A 26587-nucleotide genomic window follows, 5' to 3' on the forward strand; every position below is an offset into this window, starting at 1 on the left:
TCGTGCGCTTGCGACATATCGAAGTGTTCCGGGCGGTGATGCTCAGCGGCTCGGTGAGCGGCGCGGCGCGCATGCTGCATGTGTCGCAACCCGTCGTGTCGCGTGTGCTCCGGCATGCCGAAGCAACACTCGGCTTCGCGCTGTTCGAGCGTGCAGGCGGTCGCCTCTCGCCTGCGCCCGAAGCCGAGGCGCTGCTGGTTCAGGTCAAGCGTGCCTATGCCGAGATCGAACGCATCGACACGCTGGCAGCCAACCTCCGGCGCGGTGCATCGGGGCTGTTGCGCGTGGCGGCGACGCCGTCGCTCGCTTCACAACTGCTGCCCGACACCTTGTGCGCCCTGAGCGCGCATCACCCCGACGTGCAGTGCGACCTGTGGGCGATCCACACCCGCGAAATCGAGGAGCACCTGCTGGCGCTCGAGATCGACGCCGGCATCGCGCTCGAGCCACCGGCGCATGTCGCGATCAGCGCATCGGTGCTGTGCGAGAGTGAAATCATGCTGGCGGTGCCGCAGTCCTGGCTGGCGCGTCAGCGCGCGGCCGATGGCTTTCTGTGGCTGCAGTCGCAACCCTGCGTCACGCTCTCGGATGCGACGCCGCTGGGCGAAGCCCTGTCAGCGCTGCTCGATGCTGCCGGCTGGCAGGTGCGGGAGGCGTTTCGCGTCCAGACCTACGTGCTTGCCGGCGCGCTGGTGGAAAAGGGCCTGGCCTACGCCTTTGTCGATGGATTCACGGCGGCCACGCTGGATGCTGCGCGCGTGCGCCTGGTCCGGCTGTTGCCCGCCGTTCCGGTTCAGCTCAGGCTCATGCGTGCGGCGAGTGTGGCGCCTTCGGTCCTGCTTGGCAGCTTCGGTCAGATGCTGGGCGTGGCGGCCGCGACGCAGCTCGAGCAGCTTGCCGCGAGCATGAAGCAGCCGGCGCTGGATCTTCGCGGCAAGCTGCTTCATGCTCGCGGCCATCAGGGCGACTAGGTTTCGAGCGCTGCGGCCAGCTCAAGCAGGCTGGCGCAGGAGACATCCACTGTGGTGCCTGCGGCGGTCTCACCCATGCCCGGTCCGCATTCGTCCGGGCGCGCGATGAAGGCGGTTCGCAAGCCCGCTGCGGCCGCGGCTGCGAGGTCTGATGTGTGGGCGGCCACCATCATCGTTTCGCCCGGTTCGAGGTCGAAGGCCCCGGCCGCGGCGAGATAGACGGCCGGCTTGGGCTTGTAGTCGCGCGCCAGTTCCGCGCCGAGGATGGCATCCCAGGGGAAGTCGTTGCGCCGCGCGAGATCGACCATCAGCGAGATGTTGCCGTTGGAGCAGGGGGCGAGGCGGAACTGCGCTTTCAGGCGGTGCAGCCCCGGTGATACATCGGGCCAGGCGTCGAGCCGGTGCCACGCCAGGTTGAGTTCGCGCCGCACGGCCTCATCGACGCGGTCGAGGCCGGCACGTTCGAGCACGATGTCGAGGTTGCGGCGGTGCAGGCGGTCGAGCTTGCAGAACGGGACATGGCCGGACCTGACCTCTTCCATGGCGGGCTGGTATTCGTTGCGCCACGCATCTGCGAATGCCAGCCAGTCGGTGTCGATGCCAAGCGGCGAGAGCGCCTTGCGGGTCTCGCGTGCAATGGAAGTGCGCCAGTCGACCAGCGTGCCGAAGACGTCGAAGATGAGTGCCTTGACCTGATGCATGGGGCCTCCCGGGCGGAATACGGTCAGGTCTGCGCGCAGCGCGCCAGATCGAGTGCGGCGGCAGCGTCGCGCTTTTCGACGACCTTGAGCATCAGCAGCAGCACCGTGCCGACGACCATCACCGCCGCAGCCATGTAGAGGCCGCCGTTGTAGCTGCCGAGATGGGTTGCGAGCCAGCCGGTCACGGCGGGGCCGATGATCTGCGCCACGCCATAGGAAAGCGTCATCTTGCCCATCATCTTGGCGGGGCGGGTCGGATAGTAACGGCCCGCCATGGTCAGCACCAGGCTCACCATGCCGATGAAGGTGCCGCCGAACAGCAGTGCGCCAAACACCGTGGCGACGAGCCCGCCGACCACGACCGGCAGCAGGATGCCGACGATCTGCAACACTGCAGCCAGGATCAGCGCATTGAGGTCGCCGGTGCGGCGCGCAATCAGATCCCAGTTGAAGCACGACGGTGTGCCGGCGATGCCGATGGCCATGAACACCAGCGTGCCCTGTCCGCTGAGGCCGGGCAGTTGGTCGACGATGGCGACGATGAAGGTGGCGCTGACTACGTAGCCCACACCGGCGCAGAAATACGCCGCCATGAACAGCCGCATGAAGAGCGGGCTGGGCGGCTTGTCCACCAGTTTCTGCCCGGTCGTGGTGAGGCCGCTGCGGTCGGGCGGCGGCAGCCAGCGCAGCGCCGGGTACAGCAGCAGACAGCCGATGACGGTGAAGGCGAACCACTGCTCGCGCCAGTCGAGCCATTGATTCATCAGGGCCACCGCAATCGCGCAGCCGGCGATGCCCAGGCCGATGCCGGCGAAGTGAATGCCGAGTTCGCTGCGGTGATTGTGGCGGATCAGCCAGTTCAGGATCAGGCCGGTGCCGAGCAGCATGCCGGCCGCGCTGCTCAGGCCGGCAATGAAGCGTGACACCGCCCACACCGTGGTGTCGGTACTCAGCCCCATCATCGCGGTGCTGAGGATGGCCACCACCAGACCGATGCGGTACAGCTTGTCCTTGAGCACCAGGTCGCTGATGAGCGAGGCGACGATTGCGCCGCACAGGTAGCCGGCGTAGTTGATGGCCGCAAGCCAGCCCGCCTCGGCCACGCCGAGACCGGCCTGCTGCTGCATCAGCGGCAGGAGCGGCGTATACGAGAAGCGCGCCACACCCATCACCAGGATGAGGCTGAAAATGCCGGCGCTGAGTACTTTGATGCGTTGTCTCTGGTCGCTCACGGTATGCATCCATGGTTCTTTGTGGAGCTACCTTAAACAGCGTAAGCTATCTGTGCAAATGATTTGTTTAGAACTGAGTGTTCTGTATTGGAGATATGGACATGGAGCTGGTCGCGCTGCGCACCTTTCAGGCGGTGGTTGAGGAGGGCGGCATTCTTGCCGCCTCGCGCAAGCTCAACACCGTGCAGTCCAATGTCACCAACCGCATCCAGCGCCTGGAGCAGGAGCTCGGCGCGGAGCTGTTCTTCCGCAAGGGGCGCGGCATGGAGCTGGCGCCTTCGGGGCGGGTGTTGCTCGATTACGCGCGCCAGATGCTCCAGCTCGAACGTCAGACCAGCGCCGCCGTGCGCCTGGTGGGGGAGAGCACGGGCGAGCTGCGTGTGGGCTCGATGGAGACCTTCGCCGCCCTGCATCTGCCCGCTGCGCTGAAAGCGGTGCGAGCCGCCCATCCGGGCCTGGAGCTGAGGGTGCAGACGCAGACCAGCGCCGCACTGGCCGAGATGGTGATCGACCACAAGCTCGATTGCGCCTTTGTTGCGGGGCCGGTCATGCATGCCGACCTGCATTTCGACGAACTGGTGGTGGAAGAGCTGGTTCAGGTCAGTGCGTCCGGCACCAGCCCGGTCAGTCAGCCGCTGATCATCTTTCGCGAGGGCTGTGCCTACCGGACGCGCGCACTGTCGTGGCAGCGCGCATCCGGCAACGCGATGGCGGATGCGATGGAGTTCGGGACGCTGGAAGGCATCCTCGGCTGTGTTGCCGTCGGCCTCGGGTGGACGCTGATGCCGCGCCGGGTCGTCGAGCAGTCACCGCATTTCTCCGGTCTGGTGGTCGAGACCCTGCCCGAGGAGTTTGCGCATGTTCCGACCGGCATGATCCGTCTGCGCTCGGCAGCGCCGATGCCGGCGCTCAAGACGCTGTCCGATGCGGTGATCGCGACGGTGTGACGGACATCGGGGCGGTGGTCGTGCCTCCCCGATTTCGGGCGCCGGCATGCGCTTGCGGGGTTGCCGCAGGCGCATGCGCGGTCATCGTCAGCGCTCGGTCCAGATGGTGGGGTCGAACTCGCCCTTGAGCTCGGGGTACTTGGCCGCGTGGAAATGCGGCGTCAGGCCCGCACGACGCTGCTCCAGATAGTCCTTGGTCAGTTTCGCGACCGTGCCCGACAGCAGCAGGATGGCCACCAGGTTGATGGACGCCATCAGTCCCATCGATGCGTCTGCTGCGTTGAACACCGTTGCCACGCTCTGCAGCGCACCCCACACCACCATGGCGAGGGCGGCGATACGCAGGACGGTCAGCCCGGCGTGGTGACCGACTCCGAGATAGGTGAGGGCGTTCTCGGCGTAGGCGTAGTTGGCGACAATGGATGTGAAGGCGAAGAAGAAAATTGCGATGGCGACGAAATAGGTGCCGAATGCGCCCAGGTGCACCGTCAGTGCGGCCTGGGTGAGCTCGGTGCCGGTGAGCCCGGAGCCGGGCTCCAGCGCCCCAGAAAGCAGGATCATCACCGCGGTTGCGGTGCAGATCACGATGGTGTCGATGAACACGCCGAACGCCTGCACGAAGCCCTGCGACGACGGGTGGTGCGGATCGGGCGATGCCGTGGCCGCTGCGTTGGGCGCGCTGCCCATGCCGGCTTCGTTCGAGAAAAGCCCGCGCTTCACGCCGTTGAGCATGGCCGCGGCAACCGAGCCGGCGACACCGCCGACCGCCTCTTCAAGGCCGAAAGCAGAGCGCACGATATGCATCAGGACGTCCGGAACCTCACCGATGTTGAGGGCCATGACCGCAAGCGCGACCAGCACATAGGCACCGGCCATGAACGGTACGACCAGTTCGGCGAAGCGGGCGATGCCGCGGATGCCGCCAAAGATGACGATGCCGGCCAGTACCGCGATACCCAGTCCGACAGCGATCTTCGGGATGCCGAATGCGGCTTCGACTGCGCTGGAGATCGAGTTCGCCTGCACCGCGTTGAAGATGAGGCCGAAGGACAGGATCAGGCAGACGGAAAAGATTGAAGCCGCCCACGGCGCGCCCAGGCCTCTCGCAATATAGAACGCCGGGCCGCCACGAAACTGTCCGTCCTCGTTGCGCACCTTGTAGAGCTGGGCGAGGGTGCTTTCCGCGTAGGCCGTCGCCATGCCGACGAAAGCCACCATCCACATCCAGAAGATCGCGCCGGCGCCGCCCAGGTAGAGTGCAACCGCCACCCCGGCCAGGTTGCCCGTGCCGACGCGCGAGGCGAGGCTGGTACACAGGGCCTGAAAGGGCGAGATGCCCTCGCGGTCGGCGCTGCGCGAACCGCGAATGGCCCGGATCATCTCGGGGAAATGAACGATCTGCAGGAAGCCCAGCCGCAGCGTGAAGAACACCCCAACCGCGAGCAGTCCGTAGATGAGCACATAGCCCCAGAAGATCGTGTTCAGAAAATCAATCACTGTGTCCATGTGGAAACTCCTCTCATGCCAGGGTTGGGGGGGGCATCCTGTTATCTGCTGTCAGCTTATTGTGTTGCTTCTTCGATCCGGGTCGAGAGATCGAGCCAGATTTCCTCCTGGGCGTCGAGCTCTTCGGTCAGCTTCTGCACCTGGATACCGATCTCGCCGATCTCCTGCGGCGGCAGCGGTGCAGCGAGGCGGGCCTCAAGCGCATGCTTCTGCGTCTGCAGTTCGAGGATGCGCTGCTCGACCTTGCCCAGGTCGCGCCTGAGCACCTTGACCGCCTCCGGGCTCGGCTTTGCGGCCGCCTTGACCGGCGCAGCGACCGGGGCGACTTCCTTTGCCGGGCTCTTCAGTGACTCTTTCAGTTCTTCGCGGGCACGCTTGGCTTCGTCGAGCAGGTAGCGCTGGTAATCGTCGAGGTCGCCGTCGAAAGGCTCGATGCCGCCATGCGAAACCAGCCAGAACTCGTCACACACCGAACGCAGCAGCGAACGGTCGTGGCTGACCAGCATCACCGTGCCTTCGAACTCGTTGAGCGCCATCGCCAGCGCCTCGCGGGTGGCGAGGTCGAGGTGGTTGGTCGGCTCGTCGAGCAGCAGCAGGTTGGGGCGCTGCCACACCAGCATGCACAGCACCAGGCGCGCCTTCTCGCCACCGCTCATGGTGCCGACGGCCTGCTTGACCATGTCGCCGCTGAAGTTGAAGGTGCCGAGGAAGTTGCGCAGATCCTGCTCGCGTCCGCTCTGGCCGGCAGGCAGGCCTTCGCGGGCCATGCGCACCATGTGTTCGAGCGGATTGTCCTGCGGACGCAGCACGTCGAGTTCCTGCTGCGCAAAGTAGCCGATGTTGAGGCCCTTGCCTTCGGTGATCTCGCCGGCCGTGGCCTTGAGGGCGCGGGCAACGGTCTTGACCACGGTCGACTTGCCCTGACCGTTGGCACCGAGAATGCCGATGCGCTGGCCCGCCATCACCGACTTGCTGACATTGCGCACGATGGTGGTGGGCGGTGTGCCGGCCGGCGCGTCCTCGGGAGGCGGGTAGCCAAAGCAGGCGTGCTCCATGGTCAGCATCGGGTTGGGCAGGCTGACCGGCTCCTTGAACTCGAAGGTGAAGTCGGCGCTTGCCAGCACCGGTGCCAGGCGCTCCATGCGGTCGAGGGCCTTGACCCGGCTCTGTGCCTGCTTGGCCTTGCTCGCCTTGGCCTTGAAGCGCTGGATGAACTTCTGCAGGTGGGCGATCTTGTCCTGCTGCTTGGCGTAGGCGTTCTGCTGCAGCTCCATCTGCTGCGCGCGGGTGTCTTCGAAGGTGCTGTAGTTGCCGCCGTAGCGCGTGAGCTTGCTGTTGTCGATGTGCAGCGTGACGTTGGTGATCGCGTCCAGAAACTCGCGGTCATGGCTGATCACCACCAGGGTGCCGTCATAGCGCTTGAGCCACGCTTCGAGCCACACCAGCGCGTCGAGGTCGAGGTGGTTGGTCGGTTCGTCTAGCAGCAGCAGGTCGGACGGACACATCAGTGCGCGTGCCAGCTGCAGGCGCATGCGCCACCCGCCGGAGAAGCTGTTGACCGGGTTGCACAGCTCGGTGGTCTTGAAGCCGAGACCGAGGATCAGCGCCTGCGCGCGCGCCTGGGCGTCATGCGCGCCGGCGTCGTGCAGGGCCATGTAGGCGTAGGCCATGCGTTCGCCATCGTCCCCCGCTTCTGCCGCAGTCACTTCCTTCTGCGCAGCGAGCAGGGCGACGTCGCCCTCGATGACGAAGTCGGTGGCGGACTGATCGGTTTCCGGCATGTCCTGCGCCACCTGCGCCATGCGCCAGTGTGCGGGAATGCTGAAGTCGCCCGAGTCTTCGTGCAGGGTGCCGTTGAGCAGTGCGAACAGGGTGGATTTGCCGGCGCCGTTGCGCCCGACCAGGCCGACCTTTTCGCCCGGGTTCAGGGTAACGGATGCGTTGTCGAGCAGCACCTTGGCGCTGCGGCGCAGGGTGACGCTCTTGAGGGTGATCATGCTGGTGAAACTCCGGTGGATGGCCTGTTGGCAGCACGGTGCCGCGAGGCCGGTAAATCGATGTGGTGCAGTGGTGCTGAGGGCGGCAGTCTGGCGAGGCCATGACGGCGAAGCCCGCCCGTGGAAGTCGGCCGTGGCGACCACATGTCGACGAAGCGGACCTGTCGGAAGCAATCCGTCCTTCTGCGTTGGGCCGAAGTATAAAGCAGTCGCCCGGCGATGTCGGACGCAGGGCACAGAACGGGCAGGCGAAGCGCGCGCGAAACGCGGGGCGTTTCTTGTTTTTCCTCAAGGATTGTTGTCGCCGGCTGGATCAGGATGCGGGTCGATGCGATACCGGCCGCAATGAAAGTCCGGACCAAACCCTGATGGAAGAGACCGCGATGTTCGATACTGCAGTTCATTCTTTTGACGCGCGTGGCGTTGCCAAGCGATTTCGCCATGCAGCCATTTTCGGCGCACTCGAGGCTTTGTCCGACGGTGAAACCATGCGCTTCGTAAACGACCACGACCCCTTGCCGCTGCTCGACCAGATCCAGCAGCGCTATGGCCGCCAGGTCGGCATTGCCTACGTGGCACGCGAGCCGGGCAACATCGTCATCGACTTCAGTGTGCAGGTGAGTGAGGCCGCTGCGGGTACTGCCGCGGCAGGCCCGGCGGCCGGCAGCTGCGGCGGCGGCAATGGCTGCGGGTGCTCGGGCGGCTGATCTGCCTCAGCGCGCGCGCCGCGGCCGGAACTGGCGGGTGTCGCGATAGTAGTCGCGGCATTCGCTGTCCGGCGTGAGGCCCGGAATGCCCAGTAGCGGCAGGGGCGACAGCGCGCGCGGCGTCAGCACCGTGGCCGGGTCTGACAGATGGGCGGCGAGCCAGGCATCGCACTCGGCCTGCGCCTCGGAGGGCGGGAGTCTGAGCCACGCTGGATCGACGACGCGGTAAATGGCCTTGGCGCACAGACCGATAAAGGGCTGGCGCAACTGGTCCCAGATGCCATGGCCGATGATCAGAAAGCGCGTGCTCCCGATCAGCTGCGCGCGTCGTTCCCAGAACGCTTCCTCCCATGCATGGGCCGCGAGCAGCGCGGTGATCTCGGCGCTGGACGACACCACCACGATGCCGCATTCGTCGAACTGTGTGAGGGTGTCGCGCATCGGCCCGCGTCCGCTCAGGCCTGCGTCCTTGCGTGCCTGCATCTCCTGCATGTGAAGCGCGTTGCAGCGGGATTTCGTCCGCGGCCATACACACCATGCCAGTGCATTGAAGAAGTCGTGCCAGTCATCGGGCCGGGTGGGTACTTCACCCGTCTCAAAGATATGTGACTCGTAGGCGGGCAGCACGGTTGGCGGCGCGACGAAGCGGATCGGCCTGCCGCCGGTCTTGAGCGTGTGGGCGGCGGTGTGCTGCAACAGCAGGTCGAGCTGGCCGGTGTCCGGCAGCGTCGTATCGGCAAAGCGCGCGAGCAGTTCCGCAATCGGTTCGTAGAGGGGGCGTCCGGCAAGGGCTGCGGGGGCTTCGCGGTCGGGAGTCATGCCTGCTTCCGGCGTCGGTGAATGGGGCGGTGCCGGTGTCCGGCGGCGCGTGGAACGGGCTGCAAGCATAGCAGCAGGGGCATGGGTGGCGCCTTGGCCTGGCTCTTGTCATGCTTCTGTAATGCGCTCGCAACCTTGGCGAGCGATGCTCAAGCGCGAGCATTCAAGCGTCAGCACAGGATTCTCCGGTTCAAGTCGAAGCGTCGTTCGGCGTCGGGATGGGGCCTGGACAGCTGTCCGCTCAGACCTCTCTGATGATTTCCGCTTATGTCGACCGAGTCGCCGTTTAAGTCCGCCCGTCTGCCGGCCTTGCCCTTGTTCGTCGCGCCCGATGCCGGCACGTGCTGCGGTACGCGCGCTGCCGTCCGTGGCGACATCGAGGAAACCTGGGTAGGCCGCGATGGCAGCCAGCTGTTGTTGCGCCCGGTATGTCCGGCCGATATCGCCAGATCGCGATCCTTTCTGCGCGGATTGTCGTATGGCGCACGCTATTTCCGCTTCGGGCGCGGTGACTTTCAGTTTGCCGAGGCAGAGTTGCAGGGGCTGTGCGACCCCGACCCGCATGAATGCACGGAATTCATCGTGCTTGCTCAGGCCGCAGGTGAGGCGGTGGAGATTGCTGCTGCCCGTTACTGTATCGAGCCCGACGGCATGAGCTGTGAGTTTGCCCTTGTGGTGACCGATGCCTGGCAGGGAAGCGGGGTGGGCCGCCGCCTGATGAAGGCGCTGATCCGGCATGCCAGAAGCCGGGGATTGAAGACGATGTACGGACAGATTCTGGCGACCAATACGCGCATGCTCGAATTCGCGAAAGGCCTTGGTTTCGGGGTTGAGGCCAGCGCGCACGGACCTGCGGTGAGACTGGTCCGCACCGCCTTGTCATCAGCCACGCTTCAGGCCTGAAGCGGTGTTCGAAAATCGTGAATTGATTGCAGTCAATCCAATCCGGGGACGCGTTCGCTAGCATGCAGGCATTGCCGGTGAGACGACATGGCCCGGCTCTTTGAACCCCCTGGAATTGACGGAGAAAACAGATGAACAAGAACACCTTGATCGTGGCCGCAGCCCTCTCGGCCCTGCTTGCCGCGTGTGGCGGCCAGGATTCCGGTTCGGCTCAGGGCACGGCGGCGCCCGCTGCGCCTGCTCCCGCCCCGGTCGCCGCAGCCCCGGCTCCGGCGCCGGCATCTGTAGCGCCTGCGAATGCTGCGGGCGAAAGCGTGTACAAGAAGACCTGTGCGCTGTGCCATGCAGCGGGTGTGGCCGGTGCGCCGATGCCGGGCAACAAGGATGAATGGGCTCCCCGTATCGCCCAGGGCATGGACGTCCTGCACAAGCATGCACTCGAGGGATTCACCGGTGAGAAAGGCATGATGCCGGCGCGCGGCGGTGCGGCAACCCTGAAGGATGAGGAAGTGATGGCGGCGGTCGATTACATGGTCGCAAAATCGCAGTAATCGTCTGCAGCCCCGCAGGGCTGCGACACAAACAGAATGGAGGCCCGCGAGGCCTCCATTTTTTTGTCCGGCGCGCTGTGCCTCAGCCTGAATGCGCGGCGTGGCTGGCGTCACGCAAGCGGGCGAGGGTGTCGGCGTCGATGTCTTTCAGCGTGACGATGCGCCCACCGCGTTGCGCAACAAAGGCGGCTGCCTCGGTGGCACTGGTGAATGCGGGGAGATCCGGGCCGCGCATCGGCCCGCGGGCAGTGGAGCCGAGCACGAAGCTGGCTTTGCCGGCATCGAGCCAATCTCCGCTGCGATGATCGACGACGTAGCGCTTCGCGATGTCGGATGCGCTGTGCTCGGCGTCAAAACGCCTGGGGTCCTGCAGAAAGATCAGCAGATCCACCGGCGAGTCGAAAAAGTGCGCCGAACCGTCTTCGAAGATGATCTGCGCCACCCATGTCGGAAAGCGCGCGGGATACATGCCGCACACCGGGCAGCGCGCATCCGCAGGCGCGGGGCGGGCGTCATGCTTGCCCAGTCCGGAGGCAGGGTTCCACGGATGGGCCGTGGAGGCTCGAGACGGTGGCACGATGCAGATGTCTTCGGGCGAAGGCGAGAACTCGACACTGGGGCGGGCCGCATACTGCCACGACAGTGCCGCCGCGGTTGCAACGCACAGGGCGGCGCTGCCCAGCAGCACACTGCGCAGTGCGCCGCCGCTGTTCATGGTTGCGGGAAGTCCAGTTGCGGGTCGCGCAGCAGGGCTTCGATCAGGGCAGACAGGTTGTCTGCGGGGGAGGCGTCCGTCCGGGTCAGCGGATCGGCCACCGCACGGCCATCGGCCAGGTGCAGATGGTTGGGACGGGTGGCGAGGGTCGGGTGCGCCGGCGCGGTGTCGATGCCCATCTCAACCGATTTCCCGACGGCCTGGCAGGTCCAGCGCAGCGAGTAGGCGTCGGTCGCCGCGTAGCGGATGGTGAGCTGCACGCCGTTGTCCAGGCTGAGCGCGAGTGCGTCCTGCGTCAGCTGCGGTGCGCCCTGCAGACGCTCGCCGAAACGGGCGGTGATGTGGTCGAGCAGTTCGGTGTGCAGGTTCATCAGCGGTTGACCTCCTTCAGTCTGGCCGCAAGGGCGGCGCGGGCAGCCTCGCAGGTGTCGGCCAGGATGCGTGCCGCGAGGTAGAGCTCGTAGGCTGGATGCTCGGCGACCGTGCCGCTGGCGATGCTGTCTAGGAGCGCGGTTTCGTCCGTGGCGCCGGCGTGCTGCAGCACCCGTCTGCGGTTCTCGCGCGTCTCGTAGATCACCTTTGCGGTCTGCTGCAGCTCTGCTGCGATCTCGGGTGAAACATGTTCGTAGATGGATTCCATGGCTTACATCCTCTTGTCGTGCAGGGCGCCGCCGTCGAGGATCGCCATGTCGGGCGTCACCTCGTCGAAGCGCAGCACCTTGCCGCCTTCGGTATCGGCAAACTTGCGTGCATCGTCCGCGCTGGCGAACGAGGCGATGGTCGGCCCCATTGAGCCGGTGCGCTTCGAGCCATGTACATAGGTGGCCGTTCTGGCGTCGATCCAGTGGCCTTTCGGGTTGTCCCAGTCGGCCTTGGCCATGTCCTGCACGAACATCGCACTGACGCGGCGGGCCTGCTCCGGGTTGAGGTAGATCGAGAACATCTCCACCGTGTCGCAGAAGAACTCGGGCTGGGTGAGGCCGTCGAAATGAATCTGGGCCTTGGGGCCGGGATAGTCGGCCAGCAGCATGCCGTCGAGGGCGCAGCTGGTGCTGCGGTCGATTTCGACGGCAAGGATGCTGCTGTCCGAGCCCTTGTCGGCGCCGCAGGCTGCCAGCAGTCCCGCGGCAAGCAGCACCGTGACGGCGCCGCGCAGGCGGATGAGGGGGGAGCGGGAGGGGTTCATTTTTGTACTCACTTTCTGAAGCGCCACGCCGCAATGCCGAGCGGCAGAGCGATCCAGGCAAACATGACGACGCCCAGCAGTGCAGGGTTGGCCAGGCTGGGGGGGAAGACGGTGGCGAGGCCGTAGAGCGCACGCACATCCTCCAGCGAAAAGATGTTGAGGATGCGGAACACGTCGGCGGGGTTGAGCAGCAGCAGGTAGGGGAAGAGCTCGCCGCCCCACTGTCCGCCGCTGACGACGAGGGCACCGAGCAGCAGCAGGTCGAACACCAGCACGAAGAAGAACCACATCGCGATCGCGAGACCGGAGGCGCGGGTGCGGTCGCCGGCGAACACCGACAGCATCACCGCCAGACTGAGAAAGGCGCAGCCGAGCAGCACCGAGCTGAGCATGAAGCCGAAGTAGTGGAACAGCGCGTCGAGCTCGAGCTGCGACGACAGCACCACCGCCACCAGCCCGAAACCGGCCACGGTGGAAAAGGTGAGTGCGGCAGCCAGGCCGAGATACTTGCCCAGCAGCAGCTCCACCCGGGTGATCGGCATCGACAGCAGGAGGTCGAGCGAGCCGCGTTCGCGCTCACCGACGATGGCGTCGAAACCGAGCACCAGCGCGATCAGCGGGATGAGATAGATCACCAGGCTGACCAGGCTGGCGATGGTGACGTCGATTGAGCGAAAGCCGACTGCGCCCTGCTGTGCGGCGCCGAAATAGGCGATCACGAGGGCGAAGACCGTGAATACCAAGGCAACCGCAAGTACCCAGCGGTTGCGGATGCGGTCCCAGAATTCCTTGCCGGCGATGGTGGCGATCTGTGCGATTTCCATGTTCGCCTCCTTAGTCCGAAAAGCCGAAGAACACGTCTTCGAGCGAGGGTTCGCGTACGGTGAGGTCGCGCACCCGGCCATCGAGTCCGGCGAGGGCCTCGATCACCGCCATCTTCGACTCGCGCCGACACTGCACGGCGACGTGATCGTCGCGGGCCTCGATGGCGATCACCGGCAAGTGGCCGAGCGCGTTGCGTACCGCGTCAAAGTCCTCGGGCGCGACGTGAACGCTGAACCACAGCGGCAGATCCATCTCTTCGCGCAGCGCCTGCACCGTGCCGCTGGCCTGCACCTTGCCCGCGGTCATGATGGCGAGCCGGTCGACCCGCTCCTGGATCTCGGCGAGGATGTGGGAGGTGATCACCATGGTCACGCCTTCGCTCTTGAGCTGGCGCAGGATGGCGTAGAAACCGCGGATGGCTTCGGGGTCGAGGCCGGTCGTGGGTTCGTCCAGAAACAGGATGCGCGGCTTGCCAAGCAAGGCCTGGGCAAAGCCGAGGCGCTGGCGCATGCCTTTGGAGTATTCGCGGACGCGCCGCTTCGCCGCATGGGCAAGGCCGACGCGCTCCAGCGCGGGGGCGCAGTCCGCCTGTGGCGCTGCCTTCAGGCGGGCGAAGAACTGCAGCGTTTCCAGTCCGGTCAGGTTGTCGTAGAGCACGACGTTTTCCGGCAGGTAGCCGACGCTGCGGCGCACTGCGCGAAAGTTGCCGCCGCCAACGATGGCACCGTCGATGCGGATCTCGCCGGCCGTTGCGGGGATGAGGCCGAGCATCATCTTGAACATCGTGCTCTTGCCGGCGCCGTTATGGCCGATGAGGCCAAACAGCTCGCCGCTGCGGACGTCGAGATCGACGCCGTCAACCGCGTGGATTGCGCCGTAGTGCTTGCGGACCCCGCGGGCGACGATCACGGCGTCGCCCGAATCAGTCGGGGTGGGGGAAGTGTCTGCCACGCCATTGGCTCCAGTCAGGGTGGGTCGGCTGCATATGCGGCTTGGGGTCGACGATGCTCGGTGCGCGCAGCAGCGGAAACTGCTGCGCTACCAGGCGCAGGGTCTGCACCGCCGGGCTGGCGAGCAGCAGCTTCATCATCGGGTGGCGCCATGACAGGCGGTCCACCATGTCGTTGGCTTCGTACTGCACGTCGCCGATGCCGTCGCCGTTGCGATCCCAGCCGACGTAGTTGCTCCAGTAGTTGCCGCCTTCCTTGCCCCAGATCTCGTCGCGTGCAGCGACGTACTTGATCTGGGTGCGGTTGGAGATGAAGTCGTTGCCTTCGGCCTGGTTGCGGTAGGACCCCGCCCACAGATGCACGCCGACATCGTTGTCGACCACCAGGTTGTTGCGCAGGGTGTTGAACTCGGCGTCGTAGATGAAGAAGCCGCGTGCGTTGCCCGCCACCACGTTGTTCTCGATCACCGAATCCTGGATGGTGCGCAGCATGATGCCGTGGTCCGAATTGCCCCAGGCACGGTTGTTCCGGATGACCTGGTTGCGGGTCATCATCAGCGCCAGACCACCGCGGTTGTAGTACGAATCGTTGTCTTCCCACACGTTGTTGTGGGAGTTCATGTAGTGGGTGCCGTAGCGCACGTGATGGATGCGGTTGCGCGCAAACACCGCGTGATGCGACACATCCACGTAGATGCCGTCGCGCACGAAGCTGATGTTGTTACCGATGATCTGTGCGCCCTCAGTGTTGTAGAGCTGGATGCCGTTGCCGCGGTGCTGTGACATCAGGTCGCGCTTGCCGGCGATCAGGTTGTCGCGGATCTCGACGTTCTTCGAGGTCTCGATCCACAGTCCGAACAGGTTGTAGACGAGGTCGCAGTTGAGTACCTGCGTCGAATCCGAGCCCGGCTGCAGGTAGATGCCCGCATTCTGCTTTTCGAGGTCGGCGCCGGAGTTGATCACGATGAGGCCGTCAATCGTCACCTGCGCGCTGCGGATGCGGATGGTGTCGCCGCGATGGCCGCCGTCGAGCGTCGGGCGGTCGATACCCTTGAGCGTGAGCGGCTTGTCGAGAACGAGGTTCTCGCGGTAATGCGCGCGCTCGATGCTCACCGTGTCATTGGCGGCAGCGGCGTCGATGGCGGCCTGAATGGACTCGCCCGGGCGCACCGTCCACGTGGCGGCGTGCACCGAGGTGCACAGCCACAGCAGCAGGACGGGGAGGGCGAAGCGCAGCATGATCGGGGTCAATCCTTGTGTGGTTTGGACGGGGTTCTCAGACACTCACCAGCCCGAGGCTCTTGAGCGACAGGAAGAGCACGGCGCCGATCAGCAGATTCTTGAACGAGACGTAGCAGATCATGTCCATCAGCGTCGCGCTGCGGTAAGCCGCGCCCCACCACGGGCCTTCCTTGACGTAGGGCTTGGCACCGAGGCGGACGACGACTTCGAACACGCTCCAGCCGAACCACCAGCCGATGATCGCGCCGGCCTCCAGGCGTCCCATGGCGGCGAGCACCCACACCACCGAGGCGGCCAGCCCAAGGGCCAGACCGGCGGCCTGAATGGCGCGCTGGCGCTGGAAGCCGGTACGGCTCCATGGCCACAGGTGATCCCAGAGCTCGGCGCCGATGCGACCGGCAACGCCGGTCTTGCCGGCATAGGGCGGGTCCATTGGCTCGGTCGGCATTTTCGGATTAACCATTTTGTTTCCCCATGATCGTGGTCAAGCGGGCAGTCACTAGGAGGCCGCGACCGGCTTGATCGGAATGTAGTAGCCGTCGGCGCCGATCGGCGTCAGCGTGAGGCCGGCCTTGGTGCGGCGCTTGCGCTCCTGCGACAGCGGGGGGCAGGCATGGTCTTCGTAGTAGTAGACCATGCAGTCCATGCACAGCAGGCATTCGCGCTGATCGATGCGACCGTCCTTGTCGATGGCCTGCGAGCCGCAACCTACGGCACAGGCCTTGCACGAGTCGCACTCCTGCTTGCGCTTGAGACCGAACCAGCGGAAGGTCGATGGCATCGCGAGGCCGGCGCCGAGCGGGCACAGGTACTTGCAGAACGGCCGCTCAGTGAAGATCGACAGCCCGAGCAGGGCGCTGGCAAACAGGGTGTAGGGCCAGCTGCGGTTGAACAGTCCGACCAGGAAGGTGGTCTTGAACGGCTCGACCTCGGCCAGCTTTTCGGCCAGCCCCATCGAGAACATGCTCACCGCCAGCAGGCCGAAGAAGACGCCGTACTTTACCCACTTGAGCTTGTCATGCAGGGGCTTGGGCAGCTTGAACTGGTAGCGCTTGAGTCCCACCCAGCCGCCGATCTTGTACAGCAGTTCGGACAGCGAACCGAAGGGGCAGGCCCAGCCACAGAACAGGCCGCGCCCCCACAGGAACACGGTGATGATGATGAACCACCAGAAGATGAAGATGAACGGGTCGGACAGGAACAGCTCCCACTGCCACTGGAACAGCAGCGCATGGAACCAGGTCAGCACCTGGGTGATCGAGGGCTGGGCCAGCAGGCCGAAGCCGACGAAGCCGATGCTGATCACCCAGCCGACGTACTTGAAGGCATTCACCGGCCACTTGTTCTTGCGCGTCGAGCGCCGCACCAGGGTGTCGCGCTGCGAATAGACGACGGCGATGGCGACGAGGAAGGCGGTGAAGGCGATGATGGTGAGCATGCGCTCCTTCCAGATCTTCAGCCACACCGGGTCGGGCTTGACGATCTCGGGGTGGCCGCCTTCCATGTAGGTCGCGGGCAGCCAGTATTCGGTGTCGAAGTTGGCGAAGGTCTTGGCGCCGGTGGCCTTGTCCATCTTGTTGGCGAGGAACACCAGCTTCCACGGGTAGGCGGCGGAGAAGGCGCCCGAGCGCACGATGAAGATGGCCGACTCGCTGAAGGCGGGCGCGCCGGCTGCGGCGATGCCGTAGAGGTTGAAGTAGTCGGTGTCGCGGAAGGTGAAGGCGTCGCGCTCCTGGCGCACCTGCACACGGTCGTAGATGCCGCCGCGCACGAAGCCCGAGCCCTTGAACGACTCGATGCCGGCGCTGCGCACGATGAAGATGGCGTGGTCGCCTTCGCCCAGCCGGCTCATCAGGCTGTTGTAGGGGCCGTCGCCAAGCACGGCGCGGCCGACGGTGGGCTGGTTGAGGTAGCCGAACCAGAGGTCGATATAGGGCTGGCCACGGTGCGGCAGGCCGACTTCTTCGGCGGTCGCGGTGAGGCGCTGTACGCTGCCGTCTTCCACCAGTTGCTGCCAGCCCGGCCTGGCGCCGGTATCGATGAATTTCGCCTGCGGACGGATCGTCGGCTTGAGGATGCCAACCTGCTTGGCCACTTCGCCGCCGGACAGCATCATCACCTGGTTCTGCGCGATCACGGTCACGGTGGCGCCGGTGATGGCGTCGAGGCCGATGATGTCCTGCTCGGGGCGCGAGCGCCCGATTTCGATGTTGTCGCCGACGAACTTGCCCAGGTACTGGTTGTTGAATTCGATCAGCGCCTCTTCCGGGATGCCCAGCAGCAGGATGGGTTCGGAGTGCTTGAGCACCTTCACCCCGGTGAAGTGACCGCTGGTGTCCATGCCGATCAGGGTGACCACCGGCTTGCCCGAGTAGGCAGGGATATCGGTGATGTCGGTCGACAGCATGACGTAGCCGAGCAACTGCTTGCCGCCGTCCGCGCTGCGATAGGCCTCGACATAGGGGGGTTGACCCCTGCGTTCGGAGAAACTGTCTGCGCCCGGCATCACGTCGGCGCAGGCGACGTAGTCGCACATGCGCGGCGAGCTGTTCAGTTCGGGCGGAAGCTGTGCTTCATACGAATTGGCGAAGGCCGATCCCGCGCAGGCCCCGAGCGTGAGCGCGAGGGCCAGGTTGCGTAGTGCTGCGAGGACAGACATTCGGGAACTCCTCGATGGAAAACAGTAGATGCGGAAAGACTAATTTGCCAAGGCAGCGGGTGCCTTGTTTCGTATCAAGTTGGCCGGGGCGAAGAAAAAAAAGCGGGGGGCTGACGCCCCCCGAAAACTGCTTGTCATCACCCGGCGCTGCAGGTTTTACCCTGCAACGTCATGGCTTTCGGTCAGGCCTCGACGATCATGCGCGAGCGCATCTCGAGGTGCAGGGCGTGGCAGAAGTTGGTGCAGTAGCACCAGTACACGCCCGGCTGGTCGGCAACGAAGGTCACCGACTGGGTCTGTTGCGGATTGACGATGAAGTTGATGTCGTACTTCGGAATCGCCATGGCGTGGGTCAGATCCTCCACCTTGTCGAGGTTGGTCAGGATGATGGTGACTTCGTCGCCCTTCTTGACCTTGAACTCACGAAGGCTGAAGGCTGGTGCCTGGCTGGTGAGCTTGACCGTGACCTTCTTGCCGTCGCGGAACACGCCCGATTCCTTCGGATCCTTGACCGCATGCGGGAAGTCGTCGAGGTTGTAGATCTGGCGCGTCTTGATGATGTCGCGGCGGATGATGATGGAGTCGTGCGGCTCGGAATACACCGAGTGGTCGGCCACCAGTTTCATCTTGTCGCCGCTGATGTCGATCAGCTGGGCGGTTTCGGCATGCAGCGGGCCGACGGGCAGGAAGCGGTCCTTGGAGAACTTGTTGTCGGACACGAAGTAACGGCCGTCGGATTCCTTGGTTTCACCCATCGAGGTGAAGCCATGACCCGGCTGATAGTGCACGTCGATACGGTCGAGCACCACCTTGGCCGCGGTGTCGCCCTTGAACGACTTGATCGCGGCTTCCACGTTCCACTTCACGATCTGGCTGTCGAGGAAGAGCGTGGTGTAGGCATTGCCCTTGTTGTCGAAACCGGTGTGAAGGGGGCCAAGGCCGATTTCCGGCTCGGCAACTACGGCTTCGCGGGCTTCGGGCAGTTCGCCGTCGAACCACTTCAGCACCAGCGCATGTTCGATGACGGAGGCCGTCGGTGACAGCTTGCCGGAGCAGGCGTAGTACTTGCCATCGGGGCTGATGTTCACGCCGTGCGGGTTCTTCGGGATCGGCACATAGCAGGTCAGTGCGGTCTTGGGGTCGGCGTTCGCGGCGCGTGTGCCATCGACCACGGGCACCTTGGAACTGCCGATGGTGGTGAACTTGCCGGCCTTCACCGCTTCTTCGATACGGGCGACGTTGAAGAACAGGCAGGCGTCCATCTCGGCGCCCATCATGCCTTCGTAGTGGATACCCATCTCGGTGTTGTACTGGTTGGTCGCAGCCAGCTTGCCGTCGTAGGAACTGGCGACGAGGTCGCAGTTGCCGTCGATCAGTGCCTGCCAGCGCACCTCCATGGTCTCGGCATCGACGCAGGTAAACAGCGACTTGTACTTGCTGCCGTCTTCCATGTCGCGGCCGTCATTGGGCAGCGGAATCGAGAATTCGGCACCGCAGAACACGCGGGTAGTGTGGTTGATGGCCGCATCGACCGGGTCGCGCTTGTCGGGGAAGGTGCCGTGGAAACCCTGGATGTTGGGAATCTCGGTGATCTTGTCGGTTTCCATCGTGTCCATGCGGATACGGGCGAGGCGACCGTGGATCTTGTCGTTCACGAACATGTACTTGCCGTCGTAGGTGCCGTCGGTGTACGAGGGGTGAACGTGGTGGGTGTCGCCGGTGGTGTACTTGGGCGTGCCGTTGGGCTTGGTGCCGAGGATGGCCTTGGATTCGTTGGTCGTGCCCCAGCCGACCAGGCAGTCCATGTTGAACACGGGGATGCGCTTCAGCTCACGACCCGACGGCAGGCCGTAGATACGGCATTCGCCCGAGTGACCGCCACTGGAGAAGGCATAGTATTCATCGAGCTGACCGGGCGCGACTTCGTACTTGCCGACTTCGAGATGCTCTGCGGCTGCCATCGGTGCCGTTGAGGCAGCAGGCGCAGGTGCTGTTTCCTTGTTGCAGGCAGAAAGCCCGACCGACAGGCCGGCACCGGCGAGGCCGGCGAATGCGGCGGTGTTCAGAAACTTGCGGCGGCCCGGATCGGGCATCTCGCCGGCCGGCTTCATCTTGGCTTCGTTCATGATCGTATGGCTCCGTTTCAGCTGTGGTAATTGCATGTCGAGGCACCGGGCGCATCGCGTGCTGCGGGCGGAAACGCGGGCTGTCTGCCTGCGACACATTGTCCTGTGACGTTTTGTCGCAGGGACACTTTAGGAGCGCTGGATATTGAAATCCTTGATTCATGACAAGGACGGAAAATCAGTCGATCGATTAGATGCACACTGTTCTCACTCGAGTACCGGCATGAGTACGTCCGAATCCGCGCCCAACCCCGTCTCCGTGACGTCTTCCGAGGCGCGGGTGGCAAGGCCTTCCGAGGCGCTCGGCGAGGTGCGCACGGATCGCGAGCGCCTGCTGCATTTGCGCTGGCTGTCGGTGCTTGCAATGTCCGTGGTGGCGCTGCTGGTCTTTCCGCAGGTGGCGCCTGCACATCCGCGCAGCCCCCTGTTTGCCGTGATACTGGCGCTGGTGGCGATCAATTTGCTGATGCATGCCGGTGTGCTGTCCGGCCTGACCGGGCGGCGCGGGGCGATGTTGCAGCTGATGGCGGACATGCTCGCGTGGGGGACATTCCTGTACTTCGGCGGTGGGGCGACCAATCCGGCGATTGCCTTCCTGCTGCCCCTGGTCGCCGTCGGGGCGACCATCCTGTCGGCCCCGCAGGCCTGGGCGCTGGCGGCGCTGGCCGTGCTCGAATACTCGCTGCTGTGGCGCTTCCATCATGCGGTGCAACTGGCGGATGCACACATGGCCATGACCTGGCACCTTGCAGGCATGTGGCTGGGTTTTTCCTTTTCGGCGCTCACCGTGGTGTGGTTCGTGGTTCGTCTCAACGCTGCCTTGCTGCGCCGGGAGCAGGCGCTGGCCGCGAGCGATGCCGCACGTGCGCGTGATGCCTATGTCGTCGGGGTGGGCAAGCTTGCCGCCGGCGCCGCTCACCGTTTGGGCACGCCTCTGGGTACCCTGCGCATCCTCAGCGATGAACTGGCCCGTCGCACCGACCTCGGCGACGACGCACGCGAAGACATCGAACTGATGCGGACCCAGGTCGATCATTGCCGGGACATCCTCAATGGCCTTGCGCGCGAGGCGGGGCAGCAGCGTGCCGAAGGTGGCGGTGCGGTGAGTGCTGGCGACTGGATCGACGGGGTGCTGACGCGCTGGCGCGGGCTGCGTCCGCACGCCAGCGCCGCGCTGAGCATCCCTGTGCCGCTGCACGCGGCCCGCATCGTGGCCGATGCGAGTCTGGGTGAGGCGCTGCACAATCTCATCGACAACGCGGCCAATGCCAATGCCAAGGCCGGGCAGGCGCGTGCGCCGGTAGGGGTCAGGGCGCAGGTGTCCGGCGGTGACTTCGTGGTCGAGGTGTCCGATCAGGGGGACGGTATTCCGGCTGCGGTGTGCGCCGCCGCGCGCACGGGGCCGCTGGCCGGGAGCGCGTCGGGTATGGGGCTCGGGCTGTTTCTGGCGTATTCGGCGGTTGAACATCATGGCGGCACGCTCGGCTTCACCATCGGCAGCAATGGTGGCACCATCGCCCGTCTCAGCATTCCCCTGCAGGAAAAACCGGAATGAATACGGACTGTGCTGCGACGCTGCTGGTCATTGACGACGATCCCGCCTTCAATCGCGTGCTCACGCGCGCGCTGGGCCAGCGCGGTTTCGACGTTCATGGCGCGACCGACAGCGACGGCGCGCTCGCGCTTGCACGCGATCACGCGCCCGAGTTCATCGTGCTCGATCTCAACCTCGACGGCGCCTCGGGTCTGCGCCTGATCCGCCCGCTGCTCGAAGCCAGCCCGAACGCGCGCATCCTGGTGCTGACCGGCTATGCCAGCATCGCCACCGCGGTCGATGCGGTAAAGCTCGGGGCTACGCAGTATCTCGCCAAACCGGCCGACGTGGATTCCATCATCAAGGGCTTGCGTGCCGAGGACGTGGTGATCGACGAGCGCGCGCCGGACGTGCCGATGTCGGTGGACCGGCTGGAGTGGGAACATCTGCAGCGCGTGCTGGCCGAACATGAAGGCAACATTTCCGCCACGGCCCGCGCACTGAAGATGCACCGGCGCACGCTGCAGCGAAAACTCGCCCGTCTGCCCGCAGCCGGCCTCGACTGAAATCCGGCGCCGGGCATCAAGCGTGCGCTGGGCGCGGCGACGCAAGCCGGGGTAACATCGCCGGCTTCCCTTCGGCTACGGCCGCTACAGGCCCTGATGAACGCATCCGGAAACCATGCCCTGAAAGCTGACCTGCTTTTGCTCGCGGCGACCCTGCTCGCCGCCTGCGGCTGGATCTTCTCCAAGGAGTCACTTGCCGGCTTGGCGCCGTTTCAGTTCGTGGGGTGGCGTTTTCTGATCGCCGGTCTGGTGCTCGCCGTCTTCAGCTGGCCTCAGCTGCGGGTACTCGATCGCGCTGCGCTCGGGCGTGCTGCGATGGTGGGTGTGCTGTTTGCCGCGGCGATGTCACTGTGGATTCTCGGACTTCAGCATGGCAAGCATCTCGGCGAAGGGGCTTTCATTGCCAGCCTGGGTATCGTGCTGGTGCCAGTGTTTGCGCGAATCTTCTTCGGGGAACGGCCGCCGGTCAGCACCTGGGTGGCCTTGCCGGTCGCCCTGAGCGGTTTTGCCTGTCTGTCGCTGGCGCACGGTTTCCGGGTCGAGCCCAGCCAGTGGTTCTTTTTCGCCGCTGCACTGGTCTTTGCATTCCTGTTCAACCTCAACTCACGCGTGGTGCGTGGCGTGCCGGTGCTGGCGCTGAGCACGATTCAGGTCCTGATCGTCGGTGTCCTGGTGCTTCCGGCATCTGCACTCGTGGAAACCTGGCCCGCGACAGTGCCAACGCCCGTGCTGTTCTGGCTACTGGCAAGCGCGCTGATCGCGACGACCCTGCGCTTTCTGGTGCAGTTGCACGGTCAGAGTCTGACCACGCCAAGCCATGCGGCGGTGATCCTGATGCTCGAACCGGTGTGGACTGCGCTGGTCGCAGCCTGGTGGTTTGGCGAGTCGATGAGTGCCATGCAGTTGCTGGGCTGCGGACTGATTGCGCTGGCCCTGGTCATCAGCCGCTGGCGCTGGATCAGGGGGCTGTTGAAATCGGTGCTCTGAGGGCGGTGCCGCAGCAGAAAACGGTGCCTTTCGCGGCCCGATGACGATATGCTCATGCAGTGGCGGGGCCGCAACGGCAAGCCGGTCGTGCGATGCTGAGCTGATTGCGGGCGGCTGCGGACATGCCTGAAGGGTAAGGATCACTCCGTTCAATACGCAACAGGAGGACCGTCGATGGAGGTTTTCAAGGCAGATGTCGTGATCGTGGGGGCGGGCGGCGCAGGCTTGCGCGCAGCGATTGCGGTGGCCGAGTCCGATCCTGCGCTCAAGGTTGCGCTGGTGTCCAAGGTCTATCCGATGCGCAGCCACACGGTGGCAGCGGAAGGCGGGTCGGCCGGTGTGGTGCAGTCGCACGACAGCTTCGAGCATCACTTCAACGATACGGTTTCCGGTGGCGACTGGCTGTGCGAGCAGGACGTGGTGGATTATTTCGTCGCCCAGTGCCCGGAGGAAATGGTACAGCTTGAGCACTGGGGCTGCCCGTGGAGCCGCAAGCCCGATGGCCATGTGAATGTGCGTGCCTTCGGTGGCATGAAGATCGAGCGCACCTGGTTTGCCGCCGACAAGACCGGCTTTCACATGCTGCACACCCTGTTCCAGACCTCGATCAAGTATCCCTCGATCAAGCGTTTCGATGAGCACTTCTGTGCTGACCTGATCGTCGAGGACGGGCGTGCGCAGGGCGTGGCGGTGATCGAGATCGCCTCGGGCGAATTCACCCTGATCGAAGCCGGCGCGGTGGTGCTGGCCACCGGTGGCGCGGGTCGTGTGTTCCGCGAGAACACCAATGGCGGCATCGTCACCGGCGACGGCATGGCCATGGCCTACCGTCACGGTGTGCCGCTGCGCGACATGGAGTTCGTCCAATACCACCCCACCTGCATGCCGGGCACCGGCCTGCTGTTTACCGAAGCCTGTCGGGGCGAAGGCGGCTTCCTGCTTAACAAGGACGGCTATCGTTACCTGCAGGATTACGGTCTCGGGCCGGCCGAACCCGAGCCGCGCAACAAGGCCATGGAGCTGGGCCCGCGCGACCGCCTGAGCCAGGCCTTCTGGCATGAGCAGCAGAAGGGGCGCACGATCGAGGGCCCGCAGGGCTCTGTGGTGCACCTCGATCTGCGCCACCTCGGCGAGAAGAAATTGCGTGAGCGCCTGCCGCAGATCTACGAGCTTGCCGAGGAGTTTCTCGGCGTCGACCCTGCGCTGACGCCCATCCCGGTGCGGCCGGCGGTGCATTACACGATGGGCGGCATTCTGGTCGATGGTCGTTGCGCCTCGCCCCTGCCGGGCCTGTACGCCGCAGGCGAATGTTCCAGCGTCGGCATCCACGGCGCCAACCGCCTGGGATCGAACTCGCTGGCCGAGCTGTGCGTGTTTGGCAAGGTGGCCGGACTCGAGGCGGCTGCCTTTGCCAAGGCTGCACCGCGCAGTGCTTCTGCGACCCTGCTCAGACAGGCGCAGGCTGTGGAGCAAAAAGCCCGCGCGCTGGTGACCCGCTCCGATGGCACGGAACGCATCGCGACCCTGCGTCGCGAGATGGCCGCGACCATGGAAAGCGGCTGCGGCATCTACCGTCTGGCCGACACCATGCAGGCCGCGTGCGACAAGCTCGACGAGTTGCGCGCGCGCTTCCGCAATGTGCGCATCGAGGACAAGTCCAGCGTGTGGAATACCAACTGGCTGCTGGCGATCGAACTCGGCTATCAGCTCGATGTGGCGCAAGCCATGGCGTATTCGGCGCTCAACCGCAAGGAGTCGCGCGGTGCGCATCAGCGTCTGGATGGCCTCGAGCAGCGTGACGACGCGCACTTCCTCAAGCATTCGCTGGCGCACTATAACGGCGAGGCGCAGCCGCGCATTGATTATGGTCCGGTGAAGATCACCCGCTCGCAACCTGCGGTCCGCGCCTATGGCGCTGCGGGCGAGAAGGCTGAAAAGGAGGCACGGCATGGCTAGAACGATCACCATGGAAGTGCTGCGCTACCGTCCGGAGCAGGATGCGGAGCCGGTTCTCCAGACCTACGAGCTGCCCTTTACCGACGACATGTCGGTGCTGCAGGCACTCCTGCACATCAAGGACGAACTGGACGAAACCCTGAGTTTCCGCTGGTCGTGCCGGATGGCGATCTGCGGCAGCTGCGGAATGATGATCAACGGCAAGCCGGCGCTGTCGTGCAAGACCTTTCTGCGCGACCTGTATCCGGGGCCGGTGCGGGTGGAGGCGCTCAACCACTTCCCCATCGAGCGCGATCTGGTCGTGGTGATGGAGGATTTCATCGACAAGCTGGAGCGCATTCAGCCCTACATCATCCCGAAAGCGCCCCGCACGCTCGCTCAAGGCGAGTATCTGCAGACGCCGGCGGAGCTGGAGAAGTACGAGCAGTTCAGTTCATGCATCAACTGCCTGCTGTGCTACGCGGCCTGTCCGCAGTACGGACTGAATCCGGATTTCGTCGGCCCTGGCGCGCTTGCGCTGCTGCACCGCTACAACGCCGATTCGCGTGATGGCGGCGCGGCGCAGCGCATGGAACTGGTTGCGGCGGAAGAGGGCGTGTTCAACTGCACCGCAGTCGGTTACTGCTCGGAGGTCTGTCCCAAGCATGTCGACCCGGCCAATGCGGTGAATCAGAACAAGACGACGGCGGCGCGCGACTACTTCCTGAGTTTCCTGATGCCGAAGGGGGGAAAGAAATGAGCAAGCGACGTCCCTATACGCGGCCGATGGCCGGCTGGTGGCGCAAGAACCCGTTCTTCGTCGAGTACATGATTCACGAGGGCACGGCCCTGTTCGTCGCTGCCTATGGCGTGGTGCTGCTGATCGGGCTGGTGTGTCTGGCGCAGGGTGAGGCGGCGTGGAATGGCTGGCTTGCCGCGATGAAGCATCCGCTGGCGGTGGTCTTCCATCTCGCCGTGCTGGCGATGATGTCCTACCACAGCTGGACCTGGTTCAAGATCATGCCCAAGACCATGCCGCCGGTCGTGATCGGCGGCAAGCGCCTGGCGCCGGCGATGATCACCGGTGGCGGCCTCGCTGTGACGGCAGTGGCGAGCCTGGTCCTGCTCGGACTTGCATGGGGGCTGACACGATGAGCCGGCCCTTGAAGCGCTCCAATGCCCCGATCTTCTGGGGGCTGTTCGGCGCCGGTGGCATGCTGGCCGCCATTCTGGGGCCGGCGCTGGTGTTCATCACCGGCATCGCGGTTCCGCTTGGCATCCTGCTGGCGCCGGATGCGATGAGCTACGCCAACATGATGGCCTTTGCGCAGAGCTGGATCGGCAAGGCCTTCGTGCTCGCCATCGTTCCGCTCTTTCTGTGGCACGCCGGGCATCGCATATTTCACAGCCTGCACGATGTCGGCATTCACGGCGGCACGGGTGCAAGGCTGATCTGTTACGGCGGCGCGCTGCTGGGGACGCTGATCACGCTGTGGGCCTTGCTCAGAATCGGTTTCTGATCGAGGGGT

27 protein-coding genes are annotated in these 26587 nt (G+C 64.9%); 12 read left to right on the forward strand and 15 right to left on the reverse strand.

Going from position 1 to position 26587, the window contains the following annotated elements:
- Window positions 1-8 precede the first annotated feature (8 nt).
- Window positions 9-971: a LysR substrate-binding domain-containing protein gene (locus AC22G6_RS04340; RefSeq protein WP_159099443.1), complete on the forward strand. Its 963-nt coding sequence runs from the start codon at window positions 9-11 to the stop codon at window positions 969-971.
- On the opposite strand, the gene AC22G6_RS04345 is transcribed toward AC22G6_RS04340, so the two are convergent.
- Both AC22G6_RS04345 and AC22G6_RS04350 read right to left on the reverse strand, forming a co-directional pair.
- Complete coding sequence (locus tag AC22G6_RS04345; RefSeq protein WP_487365764.1) at window positions 968-1672, reverse strand: haloacid dehalogenase type II; 705 nt, start codon at window positions 1670-1672, stop codon at window positions 968-970. The genes AC22G6_RS04340 and AC22G6_RS04345 overlap by 4 nt on opposite strands.
- Before the next feature lie 23 nt (window positions 1673-1695).
- Complete coding sequence (locus tag AC22G6_RS04350) at window positions 1696-2904, reverse strand: YbfB/YjiJ family MFS transporter (RefSeq protein WP_108951360.1); 1209 nt, start codon at window positions 2902-2904, stop codon at window positions 1696-1698.
- 101 nt (window positions 2905-3005) lie between these two features.
- On the opposite strand from AC22G6_RS04350, the gene AC22G6_RS04355 reads away from it, so the two are divergent.
- Window positions 3006-3851, forward strand: coding sequence for a LysR substrate-binding domain-containing protein (locus AC22G6_RS04355; protein WP_487365765.1), 846 nt, complete (start codon window positions 3006-3008; stop codon window positions 3849-3851).
- A gap of 87 nt (window positions 3852-3938) precedes the next feature.
- On the opposite strand, the gene AC22G6_RS04360 is transcribed toward AC22G6_RS04355, so the two are convergent.
- Together AC22G6_RS04360 and AC22G6_RS04365 are read right to left on the reverse strand one after the other, a co-directional pair.
- On the reverse strand, window positions 3939-5357 hold the full coding sequence (locus AC22G6_RS04360; RefSeq protein WP_487365766.1) for an alanine/glycine:cation symporter family protein: 1419 nt from the start codon (window positions 5355-5357) through the stop codon (window positions 3939-3941).
- Window positions 5358-5413: 56 nt separating this feature from the next.
- On the reverse strand, window positions 5414-7354 hold the full coding sequence (locus AC22G6_RS04365; RefSeq protein ID WP_487365767.1) for an ABC-F family ATP-binding cassette domain-containing protein: 1941 nt from the start codon (window positions 7352-7354) through the stop codon (window positions 5414-5416).
- A 383-nt stretch (window positions 7355-7737) separates the two neighbouring features.
- Here AC22G6_RS04365 and AC22G6_RS04370 point away from each other — a divergent pair, with 383 nt between their 5' ends.
- Complete coding sequence (locus AC22G6_RS04370; RefSeq protein ID WP_487365768.1) at window positions 7738-8061, forward strand: DUF2249 domain-containing protein; 324 nt, start codon at window positions 7738-7740, stop codon at window positions 8059-8061.
- A gap of 6 nt (window positions 8062-8067) precedes the next feature.
- Here the strand turns inward: AC22G6_RS04370 and AC22G6_RS04375 are convergent, their stop codons facing one another.
- A complete protein-coding gene (locus AC22G6_RS04375; protein WP_487365769.1) occupies window positions 8068-8880 on the reverse strand; it encodes a DUF3025 domain-containing protein in 813 nt (270 codons plus the stop codon).
- A 267-nt stretch (window positions 8881-9147) separates the two neighbouring features.
- Here AC22G6_RS04375 and AC22G6_RS04380 point away from each other — a divergent pair, with 267 nt between their 5' ends.
- Together AC22G6_RS04380 and AC22G6_RS04385 are read left to right on the forward strand one after the other, a co-directional pair.
- Window positions 9148-9783 carry an N-acetyltransferase family protein gene (locus AC22G6_RS04380; protein WP_487365770.1) on the forward strand — a complete coding sequence of 212 codons (636 nt, stop codon included), beginning with the start codon at window positions 9148-9150 and terminating at the stop codon, window positions 9781-9783.
- Window positions 9784-9914: 131 nt separating this feature from the next.
- Window positions 9915-10334, forward strand: coding sequence for a c-type cytochrome (locus tag AC22G6_RS04385; protein ID WP_487365771.1), 420 nt, complete (start codon window positions 9915-9917; stop codon window positions 10332-10334).
- Between the two features lie 82 nt (window positions 10335-10416).
- Here AC22G6_RS04385 and AC22G6_RS04390 read toward each other — a convergent pair whose 3' ends face one another.
- The 10 genes from AC22G6_RS04390 to nosZ form a co-directional block, all read right to left on the reverse strand.
- On the reverse strand, window positions 10417-11049 hold the full coding sequence (locus AC22G6_RS04390; RefSeq protein WP_487365772.1) for a nitrous oxide reductase accessory protein NosL: 633 nt from the start codon (window positions 11047-11049) through the stop codon (window positions 10417-10419).
- A complete protein-coding gene (locus tag AC22G6_RS04395; protein WP_487365773.1) occupies window positions 11046-11420 on the reverse strand; it encodes a toxin-antitoxin system TumE family protein in 375 nt (124 codons plus the stop codon). Before AC22G6_RS04395 ends, AC22G6_RS04390 begins: the two co-directional genes overlap by 4 nt.
- Window positions 11420-11689: a hypothetical protein gene (locus tag AC22G6_RS04400; protein ID WP_108949431.1), complete on the reverse strand. Its 270-nt coding sequence runs from the start codon at window positions 11687-11689 to the stop codon at window positions 11420-11422. The genes AC22G6_RS04395 and AC22G6_RS04400 overlap by 1 nt, the downstream gene beginning before the upstream one ends.
- Before the next feature lie 3 nt (window positions 11690-11692).
- Entirely contained in the window at window positions 11693-12235 is a 543-nt protein-coding gene (locus tag AC22G6_RS04405) for a nitrous oxide reductase accessory protein NosL (RefSeq protein WP_487365774.1), read from the reverse strand.
- A gap of 8 nt (window positions 12236-12243) precedes the next feature.
- Window positions 12244-13059, reverse strand: a complete 816-nt coding sequence (locus AC22G6_RS04410) for an ABC transporter permease (RefSeq protein WP_487365775.1) — start codon at window positions 13057-13059, stop codon at window positions 12244-12246.
- 10 nt (window positions 13060-13069) lie between these two features.
- Window positions 13070-14011 carry an ABC transporter ATP-binding protein gene (locus AC22G6_RS04415; protein WP_487365776.1) on the reverse strand — a complete coding sequence of 314 codons (942 nt, stop codon included), beginning with the start codon at window positions 14009-14011 and terminating at the stop codon, window positions 13070-13072.
- Window positions 13983-15248 (reverse strand): nitrous oxide reductase family maturation protein NosD, encoded by a 1266-nt coding sequence (locus AC22G6_RS04420; protein ID WP_487365777.1) that lies wholly within the window; start codon window positions 15246-15248, stop codon window positions 13983-13985. Before AC22G6_RS04420 ends, AC22G6_RS04415 begins: the two co-directional genes overlap by 29 nt.
- A 37-nt stretch (window positions 15249-15285) precedes the next feature.
- Window positions 15286-15714 (reverse strand): transcription regulator, encoded by a 429-nt coding sequence (locus AC22G6_RS04425; RefSeq protein WP_108949426.1) that lies wholly within the window; start codon window positions 15712-15714, stop codon window positions 15286-15288.
- 36 nt (window positions 15715-15750) lie between these two features.
- The gene (locus AC22G6_RS04430) at window positions 15751-17910 is read right to left on the reverse strand and encodes a 4Fe-4S binding protein (RefSeq protein ID WP_487365778.1); all 2160 of its coding nucleotides are present in this window, start codon (window positions 17908-17910) and stop codon (window positions 15751-15753) included.
- A gap of 182 nt (window positions 17911-18092) precedes the next feature.
- A complete protein-coding gene (gene nosZ, locus AC22G6_RS04435; RefSeq protein ID WP_487365779.1) occupies window positions 18093-20036 on the reverse strand; it encodes a TAT-dependent nitrous-oxide reductase in 1944 nt (647 codons plus the stop codon).
- A gap of 223 nt (window positions 20037-20259) precedes the next feature.
- Here nosZ and AC22G6_RS04440 point away from each other — a divergent pair, with 223 nt between their 5' ends.
- From AC22G6_RS04440 to frdD, 7 genes are all read left to right on the forward strand, one after another.
- Window positions 20260-21591: a sensor histidine kinase gene (locus tag AC22G6_RS04440; RefSeq protein ID WP_487365780.1), complete on the forward strand. Its 1332-nt coding sequence runs from the start codon at window positions 20260-20262 to the stop codon at window positions 21589-21591.
- Complete coding sequence (locus AC22G6_RS04445) at window positions 21588-22136, forward strand: response regulator transcription factor (RefSeq protein ID WP_487365781.1); 549 nt, start codon at window positions 21588-21590, stop codon at window positions 22134-22136. The genes AC22G6_RS04440 and AC22G6_RS04445 overlap by 4 nt, the downstream gene beginning before the upstream one ends.
- 96 nt (window positions 22137-22232) lie before the next feature.
- Window positions 22233-23123, forward strand: coding sequence for a DMT family transporter (locus AC22G6_RS04450; RefSeq protein ID WP_487365782.1), 891 nt, complete (start codon window positions 22233-22235; stop codon window positions 23121-23123).
- A 174-nt stretch (window positions 23124-23297) separates the two neighbouring features.
- Window positions 23298-25079, forward strand: a complete 1782-nt coding sequence (gene frdA / locus AC22G6_RS04455) for a fumarate reductase (quinol) flavoprotein subunit (protein ID WP_487365783.1) — start codon at window positions 23298-23300, stop codon at window positions 25077-25079.
- Window positions 25072-25818: a succinate dehydrogenase/fumarate reductase iron-sulfur subunit gene (locus AC22G6_RS04460; protein WP_108949419.1), complete on the forward strand. Its 747-nt coding sequence runs from the start codon at window positions 25072-25074 to the stop codon at window positions 25816-25818. Before frdA ends, AC22G6_RS04460 begins: the two co-directional genes overlap by 8 nt.
- Window positions 25815-26213, forward strand: a complete 399-nt coding sequence (locus AC22G6_RS04465) for a fumarate reductase subunit C (RefSeq protein ID WP_487365784.1) — start codon at window positions 25815-25817, stop codon at window positions 26211-26213. The genes AC22G6_RS04460 and AC22G6_RS04465 overlap by 4 nt, the downstream gene beginning before the upstream one ends.
- An 8-nt stretch (window positions 26214-26221) precedes the next feature.
- Window positions 26222-26578 carry a fumarate reductase subunit FrdD gene (gene frdD / locus AC22G6_RS04470; protein ID WP_487365785.1) on the forward strand — a complete coding sequence of 119 codons (357 nt, stop codon included), beginning with the start codon at window positions 26222-26224 and terminating at the stop codon, window positions 26576-26578.
- Window positions 26579-26587 lie beyond the last annotated feature (9 nt).

The organism is Parazoarcus sp. PS-13 R2A, from assembly GCF_057621855.1.